The sequence below is a fragment of the Pajaroellobacter abortibovis genome (genome assembly GCF_001931505.1).
Lineage (GTDB): Bacteria > Myxococcota_A > Polyangia > Polyangiales > Polyangiaceae > Pajaroellobacter > Pajaroellobacter abortibovis.
In genome coordinates this window covers 1,613,353-1,632,608 of sequence record NZ_CP016908.1, presented here as the reverse complement: position 1 = coordinate 1,632,608, position 19,256 = coordinate 1,613,353, and the positions used below count along the sequence as shown (strand labels likewise).

Below are 19,256 nucleotides of genomic sequence, written 5' to 3'. Positions count from 1 at the left end.
GGTGTAACGATTCCATAATAAAGAGTTAATCCGATTTTTTGATGGACGGATAAAAGAGGAACTCTACCCCTCTCTGAAAAAGATAGAGAGGAGGACGATGATGACCAAATGTGTGGGATACAAACAGGGAATGTTATTAGGTGCAATCGATGCAGCAGCCGAGAAGAAGTTTCATGGGCCTCTTTTTGGTTGAACGTTTGAAGATTATCTGATTGGACCTGATGTGGTCTACGCGAAGTGCAGGGTTGGCTCCAATGAGACTGCAGCTTTTTACGCCATGGAAATGGGAAAGAGATGCAGGGCATCCATCCGTTTTGGATGTCTGATGTGACTGTCAACGATGTAGACAGGGTGGTCGAGCGAGTGATGCCGTATGGTGGAAAAGTACGCAAGGGGCCATTCGATGTCATGGAATTCGGTCGGATGGCAGTCATCGAAGATCCGACGGGAGCGGTGCTCTCACTGTGGCAAGCTAAACAGCATCAAGATTGGATGTGAGGGAGGAGCCTGACTCTCTTACTTGGAGCGAGCTATTTACGCCGGACGTGAATAGCAGCAGGCCGATTTATACCTAAACGCTCGGGTGGACGACAACTCCTGTCGACATGGGCCCAATGGGTATTTGTGCGCTTCTGATGCATGAGGGGATCAAGGGAAACGTTGGGGGAATGCTGCCTATCGGTCCGAATATGAATGGGGTCCCTCCGCATTGGCTTGCTTATTTTGCTGTTGTGAATTGTGATGAAAGCGTTAAAAAAGTCGTTGAATTAGAGGGTAAGGTAATCGTCCCTGCAACAAATATCCCTAATATTGCCGTTTTGCGATCTGCCAGGATCCACGAGGAGCTTCTTTTGCTCTTTTCCAAACAAAAACCGACGCATATCTCTGTGGGGAGGTGTTCAGTATGCTGTCAACAGCAAAATGCGGACCAGGGATATGTGTAGTGCCATCCAATCATCTTATTGCTACTCCTCTCTTTCCAGCTTGTGCCATGTATATATAACAGAGAAGAGGCTAAGAGGAGGGTATCCACTTTTCCTACCCTTAGGTTCAATGGAGGGATAATTCTGATAGGTGCTTGATCCCTTGCTGTTGGATGAATTGATCCAATTTGCGGTTGATGAAAAAGGGAGTTCTGGGTCCTTGATAGATGAAACTGGTGTAGATCTGAACGAGGTTGGCCCCAGCTCGAATGAAATCGATCACGTGTTCTGCTGTTTCAATACCACCCACGCCAATGACGATAGGTTGAGTTCCGAGTCGCGCTCGTGTCCGTCTGACAATATCGAGCGCCCTGGCTCGGAGGGGAGGGCCACTGAGGCCTCCTGCCCCGATCGCAGCGATATGGGATGGGTTGGTCTGGAGGTGATCGCGTTGGGTGGTTGTGTTGGTAGTGATGATGCCGTGGATGCCTGTTTTTTCAATGACAGCGAGGAGCGATTCTAGCTGGGAGTCATTTAGATCGGGCGAAATTTTGACCAGCAGGGGGAGTGCTTGTAGGGAGGAACAGTTGTCTTGCACCAGTGCAGTCAGAAGTGCCTCGGCTAGTTGCTCTTGTTGTAGCGTGTGTAAATGGGGTGTGTTGGGAGAGGAGATGTTGATTGCGACCATGTCGGCGACTTTTTGTGCTGCCTGAAAGCTTGTGAGATAATCAGCGATGAGGGGCTCTACGGGATCGAGGGGGATGATTCGCGATTTGCCGATCGACATGACCAGCGGAATTCCCAGCGCGTTTGTATCCTTGTAAGGGAGCAGGCGGGAAGTGACTCGCTCCACCCCTTCATTCGGGAAACCGAGTCGATTGATGAGGGCGCGATCAGTTGGGAGACGGAATAGATGGGGGGGTGGGTTGGCCTCTTGGGGATGTGCAGTCACTGTCCCGAGCTCGAGAAAACCGAATCCAAGCGATGCGAGTGCGCGGGGGCGTTTTGCATCTTTGTCGAAGCCAGCGGCTAGCCCAAGAGGGGATGGGAAATGAAGCCCCTGGATTTGTGTGGAAAGGCGGGATGACTCGAGAACAGAATGCTTGCGCACCCATTGATTCAACCATGTGATGCATTCAAGCGGGGTCAGCGCTACCATCGCCAGATGATGGCTTACGGTAGGTGGGAGAGAGAATAGAAGAGGTCGAATCAGCGTTTTGTAGATCACAAGTGAGCACCTTGATGGTGGAGGAAGAGGAAATCCCCTAGAAAATACGGATGGATTGGGGGGAAAAGACAGTTCGGGAAATGGTGTGGCATGGAAGTGAATTGGTGTGGAGGATAGTAGCTTATATTAGTTGGATTAGTGGAATGCAATGGGAGGATGTTCTGATGAAGGGGCTTCGCTGCCTTGAATACCGAGGTTATAATTCTATAGAGCTTGCTGTCCACGTGGGAGAAACCATCAAGGTTGTGCGTGCTGTTGGGAAACTCACTCAATTGGAAGGCGCGCTATTTTATGGATTAAGTCCATTGGAGAACCGCGCGGGATCCTGAAGGAGAGCTGCTTCCATCCTGGACTGGCTCCCTTCCCGTGGCCCCTCGCTTGAGGTTATCCCTTACAGAGAATACTAGCGAGCGTACAACTCTGTCGGAGGCCCGCGCATGCTGCTTCTGTGAACGGATGATCTGGTCCCACTGTGGCCAGATGGGTCTTCAGCGCTCTCTTGTAACACTCCATTGCTTGGAGAAAATGCTTTGTGCGAAGGTACAGCCCTCCGAGATTAAGATAGGCTGTTGCAACGGACGGCTGTATCTCCCCCTCCTTTCGAGGCGAGCAACATCTGTAGCGATTTGTGTATTGCGTTAAGTGTCTTTGCGAAATTCCTCTATTGTTGTGCAAAGATGAGACCAAGATGTTGAGTGGTGTCGGCAACTTCCCAGAGGTACAGTTCCCCCATCGCCTCACGGTAGATCAAAAGCGCCTGCTTCGTATGCCTTTCCGCCAGGACTAGTTCCCCTTTTTGTAACAACAGAGAGGCAAGATTGCGGTGTACCAGTGTGGTTGTGGTTCTTAGATCGCGCATCTAAGAATTGCAAGCTGTGTATCCAGGGCTTTATGCAACACATCCGACGTGAGAGGAGATTTCCTTGCACCAAATAGATTGTGTCCATGCTTTGGTACAGTAGCGCGTGCAAGATCCACCTTGCCCGCTAGAGTCAAAGCCTTCTGACAAAAAGGGAGGCCTCTCCTCGACTCTCTTTACGACCGGAAGTTAACTCCTGGGACAGCATCATATCCCCTTCCGCATCGCTGCAGCTTCTGCCTTTCTTTGTAACGCCCTCATCCGATACATATGCAGCGATACTTACCGCATGACCCCACCTGCTGCTGAGAAGCAGCGTGAGCGTGGTCGCTCTTCTTTTCCTTGAGAATGCCTTCGTAACGGTACTCCTTGAGTTTAGAGCCAATTAGATCCTCAACTCTACTAACTTATCAAAATCAAATCAACAAGTAACATATGTGGGATAGGTGATGTGACTGTGATATTCCGCGTGGTACAAGCGGTAAGCACTGGCATAGCAGCGCATTCGCCCCCTCCCGAGGGACAATAACCATTTCCGTGATACAGGGAGCTTTCAATAGTAATAGACCAACTTCCTGTTCGAACTCTTCTCGAGTGAGATAGGCATGGCCGCTCTCTATTCCCACCTGATTTGTGAACCCAGAGGCCCTACCGTCATACTGTAGATGTCTTTCCCTTTCGTTTTAAGAGTGAGCAGGCGTTCTCGTATCTCTTTCTTATCATGGGTTACTTGCTCTTCGCAGTACTCATAGGGGACTACTTCCACTTCCTCACTCACTCAAGTGCCACGAACCAGCAAAGGCGTTGGATACATCGTTTCGATATACAGAAGTCATGCGCATGACAATGCGTATGGAGGAGTGTCATAAGGATGTTCAGCGCCTTAATATCATCGGCTTATGCTCGCATGCTTCCTCGCTTGCGATATCAACAAGTGTCAAGGCAGAAGTAGAAGAGAAAGCAGCGAAAAGAATACACAGGGAGACAAGCAGCGTAAGCGTTTTGCTCATAGCTAATATCTCTTGTATGGTGGTGCATAACTGAAGAGAACCTGTCGCAGTTTGTCAAGTCCCTTTTTCCTGTTGATCAATGGCGTGCCAGGAGATCAGAGCGTATTTGGTCAAAACGTCTGCTCGCGGGATGCTATTATGTATAGTTACAAAGTGTCTTCCCTGTTGCTCATCAGAGGAAATAGGAGAACCGCGCGGGGGAGGGGGAAGGCTTGGGGAAAAGGCTTGCGTCTGTATTCTTTCATTTCGATATGTCCAACGTGCTTGTTCGTTTGTGAAGGACTGGTAAAAAGAGGGTTGACCAAGACGGAGATCAATAAATGTGTGGAATTATAGCTTATGTTGGTGGAATGCAATGCGAAGGTGTTCTCATGGAAGGGCTTCGACGCCTTGAATACCGAGGTTACGATTCTGCAGGGCTTGCTGTCCACGCGGGAGAAACCATCAAGGTTATGCGTGCGGTTGGAAAGCTCGCTCAGCTAGAAGACGCACTTCGCTATCAGCCACTCTCGGGGACAGTCGGAATTGGTCATACCCGATGGGCGACACATGGACGCCCGAGTGAAAACAATGCTCATCCCCATGTGGCGGGGAAGATTGTTTTGGTCCATAACGGAATTCTTGAGAATCATGCGGCACTCCGAAAACAACTTGAAAAAGATGGAGTTCGCTTTGCAAGCGACACGGATACAGAAGTCCTTGCCCACCTGGTGGATGTGGAATGCAGAAGAGGGGTTAAAACACTGGCTGAAGCGGTGAGACTGGCTCTTCAGGGGGTTCGGGGAGCGTATGCGATTGCCGTGATGAGCATGGATATGCCTGGTGAGATCGTCATTGCGAAGTATCATTCTCCCCTTGTCATTGGGGTTGGGGAGCAAGAGATGCTGGCTGCGAGCGATATTGTTGCGTTGCTGCACTCTACGCGTAAGATCATCCTGTTAGAGGATGGCGAGATGGCTCTTCTCCAAGCGGCTGGGGTGCTGCTATTCAAGCAAGATGGGAGCTCCTTTGAGCGGGCACCGAAGCTGATCTCGTGGTCGGCAGCACAAGCAGAAAAGGAAGGGCATAAGCACTTCATGCTCAAGGAGATACATGAGCAGCCTAGAGCCTTCGAGGATACATTGCGTGGGCGTATTAACCTGCGGGAGCGGGAGATTGTGGCGGAAGAGATAGGGGTTTCGCTTTCAGTAGCCGACCAGATCCAGCGTATTTATCTGATAGCCTGTGGAACCAGCTACTATGCTGCGCTTATCGGCCGTTATTGGATAGAGCAGCTGGCTAGGATTCCTGCGACGGTCGAGATTGCGAGTGAAATGCGCTATCGGCAGCCTGTCTTTTTGGGATCCGATCTGGTGGTAGCAATCAGCCAAAGCGGCGAGACGTTGGATACGCTTGCGGCTCTTCAGGGGGTTAAGGCCCAAGTTGCCTATACATTGGCCATTGTGAATGGGGTGGACAGTGCTATTGCTCGGATGGCGCACGGTTCCTTTTACACCCATGCGGGGCCTGAAATTGGGGTCGCTTCGACCAAATGTTTCACGACGCAGCTTGCTGCGCTTCTTTTGCTTGCGATCGAGTTTGGATTGAGGCGGGGGACTCTTTCTCTGGTTGCAGCCCATCGTCTGTTTGAAGGGCTTTGGAGAATCCCTGGAAAAATGAGGGGTGTGCTTCACAAATCAGAGTCGATCCGGGAGATTGCAGGACGCCATCTTACAGCGAAAAATATGCTTTTTCTTGGGCGTGGGATCAACTATCCGATAGCCCTTGAGGGGGCTCTCAAGCTTAAAGAGCTTTCCTATGTACATGCAGAAGGATATGCAGCGGGAGAAATGAAGCATGGGCCTATCGCTTTAATCGATGAGCATATGCCTGTGATAGCCATCTGCCCTCGGGATGCTCACTATGAGAAAATGCTTTCCAATATGAAAGAGGTACAAGCGAGAGGGGGACAGCTTATTATGGTAGGTACGGAAGGGGATGAGGAGATGGAGCTATTTACTGCACTGTTATCGGAAAGAGCAAGTGCGCGTCGGCTTGATTGGATCCAAATCCCTTCGGAAGAACCCGAACTCCTCCCTTTTCTGACAGCGCTCCCTCTTCAGTTGTTTGCTTATCATTTTGCTGACCTCAAAGGGACAGACATCGATCAACCGCGAAATCTGGCGAAAACAGTGACGGTTGAATAATTTTCCATGTTTCTCATCATTTCTTGTGAAGAGGACAGTTGCGGTTGATGTTACTCTGTTTTATTTTGAATAGTATCCATGGCTCAAGATCTCTATGCAGTGCTCGGTGTTCCTCGCGATGCCGATGCAGAAACCATTAAAAAAGCTTATCGAAAACTGGCAAAGGAGCTTCATCCGGATCGCAATCCAGGAGATGCTAAAGCAGAAGCGCGCTTTAAGAACGTTAATCAGGCCTTTCAAGTTTTATCGAACCACCAGAAGAAGCGATTGTACGATGAATTTGGGGAAGAAGGGTTGAGAGAGGGGTTTGATCCAGAGCGTGTGCGTCAATACCAGCAGTGGGCGTCCCGTGGAGGAAGGGGAGGAACAGGTGGGGGATTCAGTGTGGAGGATCTCTTTCAGCAGGGAGGTGTTGTATGGGGTGGACAGGGGGTCAACCTCGGCGATCTCTTTGGTGAATTTGTGGGGCGGGGGGGAGGTGTACGAGCAAAGACAGCTCAAAGGGGTGAGGACCTAGAAAGTGAGGTAACCCTTGATTTTGCTTCGGCTATCCGTGGAACTACATTGAATCTTCGTTCTCCGAGCAATCCATCTTCTTCTGTTACTGTTCGTATTCCGGCAGGTGCGTGTGAAGGGAGCCGCGTTCGGATTGCGGGACAGGGGGGCCCACCTCCTCGAAAAGGGGGTGTTCCAGGAGACCTAGTCCTGACCGTTTACGTCAAAGCGCATCCTTGTTTCTGGCGAGAGAAGGATGATCTTCACGTCAATGTACCGATCACAGTGACGGAAGCTTACTATGGGGCTAAGGTCACCGTCCCCACGGTAAATGGCTCTGTCATTGTTAAAGTCCCCGAACGTGTTCAGGGGGGTACTGTACTGCGCCTGAGAGGGAAAGGGATTCAGGTGAAAGGGAAACCCAATGGCGACTTATATGTCCATTTTCAAGTGCGCATCCCTACATCAGACGGAGCGGCGGAATGGATAGAAAAACTGAAGGCCTATGAGCCCTCAGACATACGCGCAGACCTCAAGCTCTAAAAGAAAAATAAATAGTTTTTTGCGTTCGAATAATTTAATGATCGCTGTGGCTTTTCTAAACTTTTTTCTGCTCGAAGCAAACGCTGAAGCTAATGAGGAGGGATGGTTCGTCCTCAGACTTACAACCATCCCGTAGACTATCTTTCTTTTCTTATTATAATCATTGATGGTTTCGTTATTTAATTGATAGGCGATCAAATTTTTATTTTATGGGTAAAATCGAATGCTTGATTTTCTTTTTGTATATCGTGGAGTGTATTTAGTAAATTGCTTAGGGAACTTTTGTTATCTTGATTTGTATTGAAGAGTCTAGAAAAGTGTTTTCTGGCTGTTGATTTTCCGATGGGGTCCAAAAGTAAACAGGGAAATCGATGTTTTTAATAGTGGTTGAGGCAGCTTTTTGAAAAATTTAATTTGTGCAGGGTTGTTCTTATGTAATCCTGGAATTTTATTGAGTTTGGGCAAATATGTAGATGCTACCCATGGATTCTGTTTGGCTATGGATCGTCTTTTTATGAATCAAAAGGTTGCAGTGGTTGTCGTCTATTTTGATTGGACTTGAATCTCGTTTGTCTTTACTTTCTGACTCCCTTGATCGGTAAATCTCATCAGGCTAGTCTATCATTCCTATTCAAACAACTGACTTCTCTTGCTACTCATGGAATTTTCCTTTCTATAGAACACAGATAATTGGAGATGAAGAAAGGAAATCACTTATTAAAATCAGTATACTGATTTTTTATTGTGCACCATGCATTTTTTACCTACATTTGTATGAAGTTCTCTGAATAAAACCATCTTGCTGCTATTTAATGTGAGTGCTGCATTTGCTTTTCCGAACCTCTGTAATGCTGGTGTGTTAGTCTTATGATACCTCTGTTCATTCATCAAACAGGGCAGCAAGGTTAGTTGTGGTGACGGCACGAGTTACCCACTGGTCGAGCTTTCGGGCGTCGCAGCACCCCAGCACTTTCCGCTGTACNCGCTGCACCTTCCCTTCTACTTTTCTCTCCCGTCACCTTGCCTTTGGCTCTTCCCTCCGCTTTCCGCTTTCCCTTGAGCAGTCAGCTCCTTCACAAATGCAGTGGTCACCATCGAACTGAATGTCCCTTTCGCTGTCCCTCTTTCTAGCTCCTTTCGGACTATATAATTCTACCTGAAGTTTTTTCGTAGAGGATATCGCCAATACGAAAATTCTGTTTGGCTGTATTGATCAATTCATACTCTGAAAAAATGCATACCGCATAAATAAATTTCATTGTTCCTTGACAGAGTGGGATGAGGGCTTAGAGTACACTTGAGTATATTTATCCCAGAGGCATGAATCGACTGTGGAAGCCCTGTGTGCTTGCCCGAAAGCAAGCAACAGTGGGTGGCTTTGGAAGGGAGAAGNAAAGTAGAAGGGAAGGTGCAGCGTGTTGTTCAAGGTGTTGGAGGTACGGAGGTTCAAGGTGCATCAGGCAGTACAGCGGAAAGTGCTGGGGTGCTGCGACGCCCGAAAGCTCGACCAGTGGGTAACTCGTGCCGTCACCACAACTAACCTTGCTGCCCTGTTTGATGAATAGTGTTCCCTTCCAATTTTGGTTTGAATGAACAGCTACACTAAGAGAAATTACGGAATGGATTGATGGAGGGTTTCTTTTTTTTATTCTGTATCTTTTTGCCGTAGATGGTTCGGCGAGAGAGGGAGATATCTAGGATTTGGACTGTGATGCGATCACCGAGGGTTACAACTTCCCCGGTTCGCCTGTTTTTAGCCCATAGACCGCCTTCGTCTGCCGTGAATTTTCCTGTTCCCAGGTCTTCGGATCGCACAAACACGGTTGCAAAAGGGGAATCAAGTTCTACATAGATTCCTGCTGAAGTAATGGATGCAATCATCCCTTCGAAGGTTTCCCCGATATTCTCTTGCATCAACTGAGCCCTATACAGATCAGTGATATCCCGTTCGAGGCTGATCGCTCGTCGTTCTGCACTGGAAGAGAGAATAGCTGCTTGTGCGAGTGTCTCTTGAGTCAGACAGTGAACAGAAAGGGGATGGTTGGACAGCAAAGCGTGGACGGTTCTATGAGCGACCAGATCCGGATAGCGACGAATCGGGGATGTAAAATGTAGGTATGCAGTTAATGCGAGTCCGAAATGGCCTACATTTTCTGTGTGGTAGGAAGCCTGCTTCATCGAGCGGAGAAACAACATGGATAGCAATGTCGCCATGGGGTGATCTGCAAAAGAATTGATGAGTTGAGAAGCTTTCAAAGGTTCTTCAAAATCTTCCGGTTTGACGTGGAGGCCTAACATTTCACACCACGCAGTCAACTTTTCGAGTTTGATTCTGTCCGGGGGAAGATGAATGCGAAACAGCGTCGGGAATTCTTGACTGATGATCCATTCTGCAACGATTTCGTTGGCCAGGAGCATGAATTCTTCCACAAGCTGATGGGCTTTTTTGAGCCCTGAATCTTGAGTTCGGCGCTCGATATGAATTGGGTAGCCTGTCTTCGGATCCAGGACAATCTTGGCTTCTGGAACCTCAAAATCGAGAGCCCCTCGTTTTTGTCTCTTCTGGCGGAGAACTTGAGAGAGCTGGTAGGCCACCTGCAGTGCATCTTTAAATGCCTCTGCTTGGGGTTCAGGAGAGGGATTGGTGGAGAGGGAAAGTGCACGCGCCGCCCCTTCGTACGTCAGTTTCGCTCGGACTCGGATCAGTCCTCGAACGACGCGAAAGGAAGTAACTTTACCTTGAGGGGTGAGTGTGGCCTCTACGCAGAGGGATAGCCGATTGACGTCAGGGAGGAGAGAGCAAAGGTGAGCGGATAGCTCTACAGGAAGCATAGGAACAGCGCGATCGGGTAAATAGATGGTGCATCCTCGCTGTTTGGCTTCCTCGTCAAGATGAGTTCCAGGACGGACATACGTGCTCACATCCGCAATGGCAATCCAGACGCGCCATCCATTTGGTTGCGATTCAATCCAGATCGCGTCATCGTGATCCCGAGCATCTTGGGGATCAATCGTCAAAAATGGGAGGTGGGTTAAATCTTCCCGCCCCTCGAGTAGATCAGAAGAGACAATGGTCCCATAAGCTTTCGCTTCTTGAATGGCTTGAGGAGAATGGTTTTCCTCAATTTGTTCCATGGCTAGCAGTTTAGCTACCTCTACTTTGAGTTCCCCAGTGGGGCCTAGGATGGTTTCTAAAGTCCCTTGAAGGGAATCCCCAGTGAACTCAGGGTAGTGCGTAATTCTCGCAGTCGCTGCAGATCCTTCTTGGATCGATGGAAGCGCTTTGCCCTTTTCGGAAGGTGTTATGTAAAGATGGGGCATACGGGTATCATCGGGTTCTATCCATGCGAGTTTCCGAGAACGGTAGAGGGTCCCCACGATAAGCTTCGCTCCTCGCTCTACGATTTGCAAGATGTCTCCTTCTTCTCCTCTGTGCGTGTGTATTACACTGCGAACAAGCACGCGATCTCCGTGAAGGGCCCCTCCAATGGAAGAGGGTGGAATAAAAATATCTCCACCTTTTCCATGGATCTTGGAGACGAATCCAAACCCCTTGGGATTCATAGATAAAATGCCCTCTTGTTCGGAATAGGCTATACGTTTCTTCTCCTCTTTTCTTCTCCTCTTTTTTTTAGAAAGAGGTTCATCTTTTCTGCGAAGACTTCTCGATTTAGAGATAGAATAGGTGGCCATCGTGCAACATTGTTTCTTTTTGTTCATTCAAAACCCGTTAAAATGATTTCTTGTTAGGACTCTTTATTATCAACCATTTGCAGTTTTTATGGGATCTCAGTTTTTCAAAACGACTGTGTCTCTTTTGGTTATCTTGCTTATCTTAGGCACGGGATTCAGCTCGTCATTGGCTCTTTTGATCGATTATCAAAGTGCAGTTCCAACTTTTTGTTCCTTGGGGAGCGGTTGCGATGCATTGAGGCTCTCTCGCTTTGCGTATTGGGGTGGTATTCCAACTCCATTGGCAGGAGTTTTGCTTTTTTTTCTGCTGTCCCTCTCGACTCTTTTACCAGGTAATTCGATGCGGCGGTGGATGCTTCTGCTCTCTGTGCCTGCAGCTTGCTGCGCCTTTTTCTTAATTGCTGTACAGTTCGTGTGGGGTCATTTCTGTCCTTATTGTCTCGTCATTGATGGAGCCATTTGTGTATTGTGCATCATTGCAGTCTTTCGATTTTTTAAGAAGATCGATTTTATTGATACGAAAAAGCGAGGAATATTAGCTCTGAGCTTTTTAATGGTAGTAGGGTGTGCTCCCCTTGCGCTCAAAAAGATAAAAGGGCCTCAGATCCCTGGGCCAATTAATCGTGAAATTGAGCAAACACCTCCAGGTCAGGTTACTGTAATCGACTTTCTCGATTTTGAGTGTCCTTTTTGTCGTTTAACACATGAAGCTCTCTCTGCTGTGCTGTTGAATCATAAACAAGACTTGCGCATTGTGCGTAAACAAGTCCCGCTTACACGCATTCATCCTCATTCTTTGATTGCTGCGCGTGCGGCTTGCTGTGGTGAAACGATGGGGAGAGGTGAGGAAATGACCCACGCGCTTTTCAGAGCCCCCATCTCAGAGTTGACAGCGGAAGGATGTCAACGTATCGCTGCTGCGGTTGGGATGGACACAGAAGCATTTCGTATTTGCTTAAACGATGCGCTCATCGATCAGCGGCTCGAACAGGATCGCAAAGATTTTGAAGATTCAGAGGGGCGAGGCCTCCCCACTCTCTGGGTTAGTGGTGAGAAACTGGAAGGGCTTCAATCAGAGGCTCGTTTGGAAAAAATTATTACAATGGCCATTCAAAGAGTGCGGAGGCATTAGACGAATCACCCAAAGATTTTTGTAAAATCTGAAATGCAATGGAGGTACTCTCAATGAACATGCGAAAACTATCCTGTGGGGTTGTGTCACTTTCTCTTCTTTTGAATATAGCGGGATGTAGAAAAGAATATATCCGAGGAGCTAACAATCCTTCTGTTGACGCACCTGCGATGAGTACAGGCCTTGATAAGGATGACATCGGTCGTATGCTTAATGAATGTCTCAATCACCTTGGGAATTCTCCGGTGATGCAATTCTGGCGAGAACATCAAGGAAAAGCTCGGGTTGCGATTTTCCCCTTTCAAAACGAAACCAGTGAGCATATCGACTCGCAATTGCAGGCGGTGTTGAGTGAAACGGAAACCTGGCTTGTGGAATCCAATACCGTCATGGTGATCAGTCGTGAGCGGCAGCTTCAGATGATTAAAGAAGTGGAAGGGTTTTCGAATGCTGCGTTTAATCCAAATAAAATTGGACAGTATGGTCGTCAATTGGGAGCGCAATACATCGTTACAGGGAAGGTGCAAGCTTCGGATGAGCGCACAGATAGTATGAGAAGAGTCCAATATTTCCTTTTTATGCAGGTGATCGAGGTCGAGACAAGCGCCATCAAATGGCAACATAAATCGTATGTGACCAAGGCCATTCGATAGTTCTTGTTCTTAGGATGAGTCTTGTAAAGAAAAAACAATCTGCTTTTTTTTGGGTGAGTGTGTTCTTGCTTGGTTGTAGAGGGTATGAGGCGCGTTCCCAAGGTATCCGTATGGCTCTAGATCAGAATCGACCTCAAGTCGCACTTCAGAAAGCCAACGAAGCGTTAGGGGTAGAACGAGATCAGGACTTCCCCGAGAAGCTGGAAGGGGATAATGCGCTTCTTGTCTTAGACCGAGGGACTGTCCAGCAGGCGCTCTGCCATTTTAAAGAAAGTAAGCGAGATCTGGAAACAGCAGACAAAGCGATCGATTTGCTGGATATGTCTCGTGGCGCATTGGATGAAGTGGGGAAGCATATCTTTTCGGATTCATCAGGGCGTTACAAAGCTCCTGCTTATGAAAAGCTGCTAATTAATACGATCAATATGATCAATTATCTTGCCTTGGGAGATCTCCAAGGGGCTCGCGTGGAAGCGCGTCGTTTTAATGTGATTCGCTGTTACTTGGATGATAAGCCCTATCGAGAAGGGGAAGGAGTAATTCGTCTTGCAGGGTTTTTAGCGGGTCTTATCTTTGAAAAAAGCGGTGAAGCCGATGAAGCACTTCGTTACTATGCGGAGGCTTGGGAGCAGGGAGAATACGCTACACTTCGGCAATCGATTGTTGGATTGCTTCAAAAAGGGGTGGGGTATATACCTGAGAATCTCAGAAATCTGGGAGAGAATCTCCCCTCTTCTACTTCTGCTCGGGATTCTTTTCAAGGGGAAGTGATCATTCTTGTGGGTTATGGGAGAGTTCCAAATAAGATTTCGAACCGGGTTCCGATAGGACAGGCGCTTAACTTTGCCTCTTCGTTTCTTGATTCTCGAGATATTGAGGCTGCGGATCGGCTTGCAGCGCAGGGGTTTATCACGTGGATCAATTATCCTTCTCTCGCTCCTGAACCCCCCTGGATCGAAACACCTCAATGCCTCCTTGACGGAAAGCTCCAGTTGTTGGAGGAAGCGGTGAATCTTTCCGTGGAAGTTCAGGCAGCTTGGAAGAAGATAGAAGGGAAGATTATTGCGAGTGCAATTACTCGCCTTCTCGCGCGTTATATCGCTGGGGAGGGAGCTCGATATCTTGTTGGCAAGGATAGCATTTATGGAGTGCTTTCTTCGCTTGTTGTGCGAGGGGGATTAACTGTGATGGATACTCCGGATACGCGCAGCTGGGATGTTCTTCCTGCTCGGGTTGCTGTCTCTCGCGTTCGTGTGCCATCAGGTCAGCATGTGATAGAGTTGAGTGCGCGTGGAGCTGTGCGGAAAGAGCAGATCAATATCCCGCAAGGAGGATGGGTGATGGTTACCCTTTCTTCTTTGCGTTGAAGCGTTTTTGCAGCTTGAGCCCAAATTAGTGGGAGGGGGGAACTACACGGTGGATGACTACACTCTGGTGTGCTTTCGGTTCTTCTACGACGGTGACGAGTTGGTCGGCATGCGATTTTTTCTCGAGCGTGAAACTCGCAGAACGCGAGTTGAGAGAAGAATAAGTTCGAGTCATATCCCTACTCAACATATCGCCCGGTGCAATTACTGCAAAATTGGTGTTCGGGGAGAGCGATGTCTTAGCTTTAATGGGAATTAAATCTGCTTCAGTAACAAACAAATGCATTTCTCCAGTCCCTGCCCCTCCATCTAAGACTACAATTACACCTCCATGAAGTAGGAAATTCTGGAGGGCAGATTGCCACTGTTTCCCTAGGTTTGCGAGTTCTCCAGGTGGAGATTGAGTCTGATCGTAGATGAGGACTACGTCTGGATTCTTGTCTTTGATCTCCTGATCGATGTCGTTCTCTTCCACAGTCAGATAATCATAATTGGTGGAAGTGGTGAATCCAACCAGTTGCTTGATTTCCTTTAAGCTCAGAGTAGAGGCATACGCTTCATATCCGAGTACTTTGATAATTTTTTTGATGGTCCGAGACTTCCCTAGATTGACGGCGTTGATCAGGATTTGCACTTGTGAAGGGCTTAAGCTCGCTTTGTCGTAATCGTGTCCAAGGAGAGCCACATGGCCCGGTTGTTTATCTTGGCATTGTCCCTCAATGCAGATGCCAGAGCGGCATACGTTGCCGCAAGAACCGCAATTGAAAGGATCGTTTTTGGTGTTACCACAGGGATGTTCGTCGGGTGATCCGGGGTCATTGGGAGAAACACACTGATTCCCTGCTGCGATCAGGCCTGGTTTGCATGATGCTCCTACAAGCGCATTCACTTCGTCGCATCCAGGGAGTAAAAGCAGCGTACTGATGAAGATCGAAAGGTAAACAAGGCCTGTTCGATTGATTCGTATGAGGGATTGCTGGGGAAATAAAAAGCTCATGGTTGATTGTCCTACTGAGAAAAGGAAGGGGACGGCGAACGAGTCGGATTTGGATTGGTGGCGCGTGCGCGGGTAATTGTAAACTCTACCCGTCTATTGACGCGCCGTTCAGACTCAGAAAGACCTTTTTTACGCGGGCGCAACTTTCCTAGGCCTAAGGTTGTCAGGCGACCTGGATCAACTCCAAAGCGAACGAGGAGACTCTTTACGCTTTCTGCGCGTGTTTTGGATAGCCGTAAATTGTATTCAGATGTGCCGATCTGATCGGCGTGCCCATCAATATCCAGCTCCACGATGTCTGGAGTCGAGTTGAGAAAGTCGGCTAATTTTTTAACGAGTGGCCAACTTACATGGCGTACGCGAGGGCTATCAAAATCAAAGAGAATCACATTGCTGAGCGTGATCCGATCCCCCTCTACACGGATAACATCTGCGCCAGGACATCCATTGGTTTTGGGGTCATCTGTCTGAATCCCTGGAATGGTGGGGCAAGCATCGAGGTAATCTGGGATGCCGTCCTCATCTGTGTCTGGGCAGCCGTTGGTTCTGGGATCGTTGGTTGGCATGCCGGGGGTATAGGGGCAAATATCCTTTGGATCGGGGATCCCATCGTGGTCTGTATCAGGACACCCATTGGTGTTTGGATCATCTGTTGGAATTCCAGGAGTGTGAGGGCATGCGTCTAGGTGATCAGGGATCCCGTCGCGATCTGCATCAGGACATCCATTCGTTTTTGGATTCAATGTTGTGATTCCAGGTGTGTCTGGACAGGCATCGATGTGGTTAGGAATACCATCGTGATCACGATCGGGAAGAGGAGGTGGATTCGTGCGATGTCCGAGTCCGATATGCAAGCCCGCCCAAACAATGTGGGCATCTTCTGGCTGAAGCTCCTGTGTTTCGAAAATATGGGTGTATCCGGCGAAAGGACCCAAGACCCATCGCCCGTTTCCAAGCCTCCAATCATACCCTAGGTGGGTATCTACTACGGGGCGAGTGCGGTTGCCGGTGAAGCCGACTCCTCCGTTGGCATCTAGCCAGAGACCTGCAGTGTACCAGGCCCCGAAGGGGTAGATCCGAAAACCGCCTGTTGTACTGACCAAGGTGCCTAGTTTGTGAGCGTTAAAATTTGGATTTGCAGGGGGATCTCCCTGGCTGAGCAGGAGTCCAGTCGCTCCTATTTGGCAATCGAGTATAGAGCCAAGGGAAATTCCAAGATGGAGGGAGCCTTCCCCTCCAAAGTTGAATTCATTTTGTTGAGGTTTTCCTAGTGCGTGTGCCCCTGCTCCTGTGAGATGGAGTTGAAGTTCTTTTGCTTTGCTCTCCGAAGGTAAAAATAAGAGGATTGCAAATCCAAGGCAGAGAAGATTGCTTATTAGAACAGCAAGAGAAGTTTTGCCTACTCTAGGGCAACTATGATTCTCTTTTCTCTTAATTCTCATTGGATGACTCATCTTATAATCAATACTTCCGCTTAACTTTCCAAGAATTAAGCGGTATTTTTGGATCGTTTACTTATGCAGCTTACAGGGCTATTCGTAATAGGTGTTACATTTTAAATGACACCATCCATGTAAATGGGTCTTGTGCTCATGATTAAAGAAAAGGGAATTTAACCGATTGTTTGTTCTCTTCTAACTCATAAGGGTAGTTCTGTGCAGGATGGCAAGTGAATTATCCTCAAGCGTTTGTTCAAGAAAACCTTTACCTGTTTGTTGGAGAAGAGAAAAATGAAAGTTTTTATCGATAGTGCAGATGTTGGAGAGATTCGAGAAGCTTTCTCGATGGGTGTGATCGATGGGTGTACAACGAATCCAAGCCTGCTGGCTAAAACAGGACGAAACATAGAGAGTGTGGTGAATGACATCTGTCAATTTCTAAAAGGTCCTGTATCTGCTGAAGTGATTGCAACGCAATATGGAGAAATTCTTGCAGAAGGACGAGCGCTGGCTCGCCTTCATCCGAACGTTGTAGTTAAAATTCCTTTAATCGAAGATGGCTTGAAAGCCGTTCGCACGTTTACGCAAGAAGGAATTAAAACCAACGTGACTCTTTGTTTTAGCCCTGCTCAGGCGCTTTTGGCTGCTAAAGCAGGTGCAACGTATATTTCTCCTTTTGTTGGTCGAGTGGATGATATCGCTTGGGAAGGTATGGAGCTCCTGAAACAGATCGTAACGATCTACGCTCGTTATGGGTTCCAGGTCCAAGTGTTGGCTGCTAGCATTCGACATCCTGTTCATGTTGTACAAGCTGCAATGATGGGTGTTCACTGTGCGACGCTCCCTTTTTCTGTAATCAAACATCTGCTTAAGCACCCTCTGACTGATATTGGTCTTGAGAAATTTCTTGCGGATGCAAAGGGGTCGGAAGCGAAGAGTCATGCATGATTGTTCAGGTCTCAGTGGAAGGGAGATGGAAAGGGGTGAGACGTAGAGAGATTCTACGTCGCGCACAAACCATGATGAAAGCCCTTGCTTTATGGGAGGCAGAATTGTCTATTCTTTTAACGAGTGATGAACATATTCGAGTGCTTAATCGAATCTATCGGGGTAAGGATCGTCCTACCAATGTTCTTGCTTTTGCAATGCAGGAAGGGGAAGGAAGTGCATTCGCAAAGCATTTGTTAGGGGATATTGTGATGAGTGTAGCAACGGCAAAAGTGCAGGCTGTAGCTGCGAATCGTTCTCTTTTGGATGAGCTCACAGTGTTGCTGGCGCATGGCTTGTTGCATCTTCTTGGTTGGGATCATGAGACAGCTGCGAAGGACCGTAAAATGAAGGCAGAAACAGACCGATTGTGTCTGCTAGCAGGGGTAGAGGAGGGATCTCTTGCATTTACTCATTAATGAGGTGACTGAGCTTTTCTCTCAGTGTAATAGATACAGGTAGTTCAGGAGGAGTAAAAAGGTCTACGCACAGCAAGGGTTAAATGGAAGAAATTGAAAAATTCCCTTGTTTTTCCCTTGCAGATAGAAAGAGGCCAGTGTTACGGATTGAACGATTGGCTCTTCGATTTTTTTAGAAAGGTGATTGTTTCAAGCATTTTGATAAGAAAATCATGCTTTGTGTTGTTGCATCAACAATGAACTGGAAAATAGACAATAGGAGGAAACGTAGATGTCTGGGAAAAGAATGACCAAGGCCCAAGTGATTTCTGAGATTTCCGCATTTGCAGAATTGGAGAAGAAAAATGTGATTCGTGTTTTTGATGGACTTACAGAGCTCATCAAAAAGCAGTTAGGAAATCGAGGTCCGGGTGAGTTTATTATTCCTGGTCTCCTTAAATTGAAAGCTGTCAAAAAGCCGGCAACTAAAGACCGTCCTGGAATTAATCCTTTTACCAAGCAACCCATTGTGATCAAAGGAAAGCCGTCTTCTAAGAAGATACGGGTGACTGCTCTCAAGAGTCTTAAGGATCTTGTTCAGTAGTTTTAGTGTGTTTTTGATGAGGGTAAACCTCCGGATTGCAACTTCATCTCTGTGATAGTAAGAGGAGGAACAGTCAGCTGGCTTACAATCATGTGTGAAAGGTGTATTAATGCCGTCGGTTTATCTTAAGTCTGGGTATGTTCAATCAGTGTGGGTTGTTCATCCTTAGGTTTACTTGCAAGCCATTGAACGTGTGGGAGGAGAAGCGACAGCAGGGGGCAAAGTGGAAATTCTTGACCCTCGAGGTAATTTCTTGGGTTGAGGTTTTTACTTACCTGCCTCCGCTATTGCTGTGTGTATTCTAACTCGCGACCCTGCAGCCAAGTTAGATGGTTTTTTTTCCGAAGCCAACTCTAGCGTGTACTCCACTGGTGTTCTTCCTTGGACCTACCAAGTCAAGAGGCTGCTGGCTACCGTCTTGTTCATGCACAGGGAGAGTGAATTGCCGGGAGTTATCGTCGATTGTTTTGACAAAACAGTGGTTATTCAATTGTTGACGATAGGATGGAGCAGCGGAAGGGGCTTTCTTCTAGCGGCATAGGAGGATCTGCTTCATCCTCAGCCTATTATCGATTGAATCCCCTCGAAGTTGGTAAAAACAGAAGGTTTTTCTACGTCTGTGGGAATCCGTGTGGGGTTGATGTGTCTGATTTGACCTTCCGTGAACGAGATTTTGTCTACCGGATTCCTATGGAACTTAGTCGGAAGACAGGCTTCTATTTCGACTAACGTTCTTTACGCG

At 47.8% G+C, this 19,256-nt stretch carries 20 protein-coding genes; 12 read left to right on the top strand and 8 right to left on the bottom strand.

What is annotated here, in order from left to right; all coding sequences use genetic code 11:
- The first annotated feature begins 294 nt into the window (after positions 1-294).
- Complete coding sequence (locus BCY86_RS08240; protein WP_075277295.1) at positions 295-498, top strand: VOC family protein; 204 nt, start codon at positions 295-297, stop codon at positions 496-498.
- A 137-nt stretch (positions 499-635) separates the two neighbouring features.
- Positions 636-944 (top strand): VOC family protein, encoded by a 309-nt coding sequence (locus tag BCY86_RS08235; RefSeq protein WP_156865176.1) that lies wholly within the window; start codon positions 636-638, stop codon positions 942-944.
- A 106-nt stretch (positions 945-1,050) separates the two neighbouring features.
- Here the strand turns inward: BCY86_RS08235 and BCY86_RS08230 are convergent, their stop codons facing one another.
- Positions 1,051-2,151 (bottom strand): quinone-dependent dihydroorotate dehydrogenase, encoded by a 1,101-nt coding sequence (locus tag BCY86_RS08230; protein ID WP_172824845.1) that lies wholly within the window; start codon positions 2,149-2,151, stop codon positions 1,051-1,053.
- A 50-nt stretch (positions 2,152-2,201) separates the two neighbouring features.
- Between BCY86_RS08230 and BCY86_RS08225 the strand changes: the two genes are divergently transcribed.
- Entirely contained in the window at positions 2,202-2,480 is a 279-nt protein-coding gene (locus tag BCY86_RS08225; protein WP_075277293.1) for a hypothetical protein, read from the top strand.
- 55 nt (positions 2,481-2,535) lie between these two features.
- Here BCY86_RS08225 and BCY86_RS10865 read toward each other — a convergent pair whose 3' ends face one another.
- From BCY86_RS10865 to BCY86_RS10580, 4 genes are all read right to left on the bottom strand, one after another.
- Positions 2,536-2,892, bottom strand: coding sequence for a tetratricopeptide repeat protein (locus tag BCY86_RS10865; RefSeq protein ID WP_083604290.1), 357 nt, complete (start codon positions 2,890-2,892; stop codon positions 2,536-2,538).
- A complete protein-coding gene (locus BCY86_RS10125; RefSeq protein WP_075277291.1) occupies positions 2,813-3,010 on the bottom strand; it encodes a hypothetical protein in 198 nt (65 codons plus the stop codon). Before BCY86_RS10125 ends, BCY86_RS10865 begins: the two co-directional genes overlap by 80 nt.
- A 616-nt stretch (positions 3,011-3,626) precedes the next feature.
- Entirely contained in the window at positions 3,627-3,788 is a 162-nt protein-coding gene (locus tag BCY86_RS09925) for a hypothetical protein (RefSeq protein WP_156865174.1), read from the bottom strand.
- 97 nt (positions 3,789-3,885) lie between these two features.
- Entirely contained in the window at positions 3,886-4,020 is a 135-nt protein-coding gene (locus BCY86_RS10580) for a hypothetical protein (protein ID WP_275935827.1), read from the bottom strand.
- A 320-nt stretch (positions 4,021-4,340) separates the two neighbouring features.
- On the opposite strand from BCY86_RS10580, the gene glmS reads away from it, so the two are divergent.
- Both glmS and BCY86_RS08205 read left to right on the top strand, forming a co-directional pair.
- Positions 4,341-6,206, top strand: coding sequence for a glutamine--fructose-6-phosphate transaminase (isomerizing) (glmS, locus tag BCY86_RS08210; RefSeq protein ID WP_075277290.1), 1,866 nt, complete (start codon positions 4,341-4,343; stop codon positions 6,204-6,206).
- 78 nt (positions 6,207-6,284) lie between these two features.
- Positions 6,285-7,244: a DnaJ C-terminal domain-containing protein gene (locus BCY86_RS08205; RefSeq protein ID WP_075277289.1), complete on the top strand. Its 960-nt coding sequence runs from the start codon at positions 6,285-6,287 to the stop codon at positions 7,242-7,244.
- A gap of 1,602 nt (positions 7,245-8,846) precedes the next feature.
- Here BCY86_RS08205 and BCY86_RS08195 read toward each other — a convergent pair.
- On the bottom strand, positions 8,847-10,937 hold the full coding sequence (locus tag BCY86_RS08195; protein WP_075277287.1) for a ribonuclease R family protein: 2,091 nt from the start codon (positions 10,935-10,937) through the stop codon (positions 8,847-8,849).
- Between the two features lie 88 nt (positions 10,938-11,025).
- On the opposite strand from BCY86_RS08195, the gene BCY86_RS08190 reads away from it, so the two are divergent.
- The 3 genes from BCY86_RS08190 to BCY86_RS08180 are packed head-to-tail and all read left to right on the top strand — an operon-like array spanning position 11,026 to position 14,089.
- Positions 11,026-12,069 (top strand): thioredoxin domain-containing protein, encoded by a 1,044-nt coding sequence (locus tag BCY86_RS08190; RefSeq protein ID WP_075277286.1) that lies wholly within the window; start codon positions 11,026-11,028, stop codon positions 12,067-12,069.
- Positions 12,070-12,128: 59 nt separating this feature from the next.
- Positions 12,129-12,722 (top strand): CsgG/HfaB family protein, encoded by a 594-nt coding sequence (locus tag BCY86_RS08185; protein WP_172824844.1) that lies wholly within the window; start codon positions 12,129-12,131, stop codon positions 12,720-12,722.
- Between the two features lie 14 nt (positions 12,723-12,736).
- On the top strand, positions 12,737-14,089 hold the full coding sequence (locus BCY86_RS08180) for a COG3014 family protein (protein ID WP_075277284.1): 1,353 nt from the start codon (positions 12,737-12,739) through the stop codon (positions 14,087-14,089).
- A gap of 25 nt (positions 14,090-14,114) precedes the next feature.
- On the opposite strand, the gene BCY86_RS08175 is transcribed toward BCY86_RS08180, so the two are convergent.
- Together BCY86_RS08175 and BCY86_RS08170 are read right to left on the bottom strand one after the other, a co-directional pair.
- Positions 14,115-15,086, bottom strand: a complete 972-nt coding sequence (locus BCY86_RS08175) for a hypothetical protein (RefSeq protein ID WP_075277283.1) — start codon at positions 15,084-15,086, stop codon at positions 14,115-14,117.
- An 11-nt stretch (positions 15,087-15,097) separates the two neighbouring features.
- A complete protein-coding gene (locus tag BCY86_RS08170; protein ID WP_075277282.1) occupies positions 15,098-16,528 on the bottom strand; it encodes an OmpA family protein in 1,431 nt (476 codons plus the stop codon).
- 288 nt (positions 16,529-16,816) lie between these two features.
- Between BCY86_RS08170 and fsa the strand changes: the two genes are divergently transcribed.
- The 4 genes from fsa to BCY86_RS09400 all read left to right on the top strand — a co-directional run bounded on the left by fsa (position 16,817) and on the right by BCY86_RS09400 (position 19,243).
- Positions 16,817-17,473, top strand: coding sequence for a fructose-6-phosphate aldolase (fsa, locus tag BCY86_RS08165; protein WP_075277281.1), 657 nt, complete (start codon positions 16,817-16,819; stop codon positions 17,471-17,473).
- Complete coding sequence (ybeY, locus tag BCY86_RS08160) at positions 17,470-17,931, top strand: rRNA maturation RNase YbeY (RefSeq protein WP_075277280.1); 462 nt, start codon at positions 17,470-17,472, stop codon at positions 17,929-17,931. The genes fsa and ybeY overlap by 4 nt, the downstream gene beginning before the upstream one ends.
- A gap of 271 nt (positions 17,932-18,202) precedes the next feature.
- A complete protein-coding gene (locus BCY86_RS08155; RefSeq protein ID WP_075277279.1) occupies positions 18,203-18,514 on the top strand; it encodes an HU family DNA-binding protein in 312 nt (103 codons plus the stop codon).
- 504 nt (positions 18,515-19,018) lie between these two features.
- The gene (locus BCY86_RS09400) at positions 19,019-19,243 is read left to right on the top strand and encodes a hypothetical protein (RefSeq protein WP_083604287.1); all 225 of its coding nucleotides are present in this window, start codon (positions 19,019-19,021) and stop codon (positions 19,241-19,243) included.
- The last annotated feature ends 13 nt before the right edge of the window (positions 19,244-19,256 follow it).

What these genes read in the sequence shown, in the direction of transcription:
- BCY86_RS08205 (WP_075277289.1), top strand. Translation starts at nt 6,285, where the DNA reads ATGGCTCAAGATCTCTATGCAGTGCTCGGTGTTCCTCGCGATGCCGAT.
- BCY86_RS10125 (WP_075277291.1), bottom strand. Translation starts at nt 3,010, where the DNA reads ATGCGCGATCTAAGAACCACAACCACACTGGTACACCGCAATCTTGCC.
- BCY86_RS08225 (WP_075277293.1), top strand. Translation starts at nt 2,202, where the DNA reads ATGGATTGGGGGGAAAAGACAGTTCGGGAAATGGTGTGGCATGGAAGT.
- BCY86_RS08195 (WP_075277287.1), bottom strand. Translation starts at nt 10,937, where the DNA reads ATGGCCACCTATTCTATCTCTAAATCGAGAAGTCTTCGCAGAAAAGAT.
- BCY86_RS08180 (WP_075277284.1), top strand. Translation starts at nt 12,737, where the DNA reads ATGAGTCTTGTAAAGAAAAAACAATCTGCTTTTTTTTGGGTGAGTGTG.
- BCY86_RS10580 (WP_275935827.1), bottom strand. Translation starts at nt 4,020, where the DNA reads ATGAGCAAAACGCTTACGCTGCTTGTCTCCCTGTGTATTCTTTTCGCT.
- BCY86_RS08175 (WP_075277283.1), bottom strand. Translation starts at nt 15,086, where the DNA reads ATGAGCTTTTTATTTCCCCAGCAATCCCTCATACGAATCAATCGAACA.
- ybeY (WP_075277280.1), top strand. Translation starts at nt 17,470, where the DNA reads ATGATTGTTCAGGTCTCAGTGGAAGGGAGATGGAAAGGGGTGAGACGT.
- BCY86_RS08240 (WP_075277295.1), top strand. Translation starts at nt 295, where the DNA reads ATGCAGGGCATCCATCCGTTTTGGATGTCTGATGTGACTGTCAACGAT.
- fsa (WP_075277281.1), top strand. Translation starts at nt 16,817, where the DNA reads ATGAAAGTTTTTATCGATAGTGCAGATGTTGGAGAGATTCGAGAAGCT.
- BCY86_RS09400 (WP_083604287.1), top strand. Translation starts at nt 19,019, where the DNA reads ATGGAGCAGCGGAAGGGGCTTTCTTCTAGCGGCATAGGAGGATCTGCT.
- BCY86_RS08235 (WP_156865176.1), top strand. Translation starts at nt 636, where the DNA reads ATGCATGAGGGGATCAAGGGAAACGTTGGGGGAATGCTGCCTATCGGT.
- BCY86_RS08170 (WP_075277282.1), bottom strand. Translation starts at nt 16,528, where the DNA reads ATGAGAATTAAGAGAAAAGAGAATCATAGTTGCCCTAGAGTAGGCAAA.
- BCY86_RS08190 (WP_075277286.1), top strand. Translation starts at nt 11,026, where the DNA reads ATGGGATCTCAGTTTTTCAAAACGACTGTGTCTCTTTTGGTTATCTTG.
- glmS (WP_075277290.1), top strand. Translation starts at nt 4,341, where the DNA reads ATGTGTGGAATTATAGCTTATGTTGGTGGAATGCAATGCGAAGGTGTT.
- BCY86_RS08155 (WP_075277279.1), top strand. Translation starts at nt 18,203, where the DNA reads ATGTCTGGGAAAAGAATGACCAAGGCCCAAGTGATTTCTGAGATTTCC.
- BCY86_RS08185 (WP_172824844.1), top strand. Translation starts at nt 12,129, where the DNA reads ATGCGAAAACTATCCTGTGGGGTTGTGTCACTTTCTCTTCTTTTGAAT.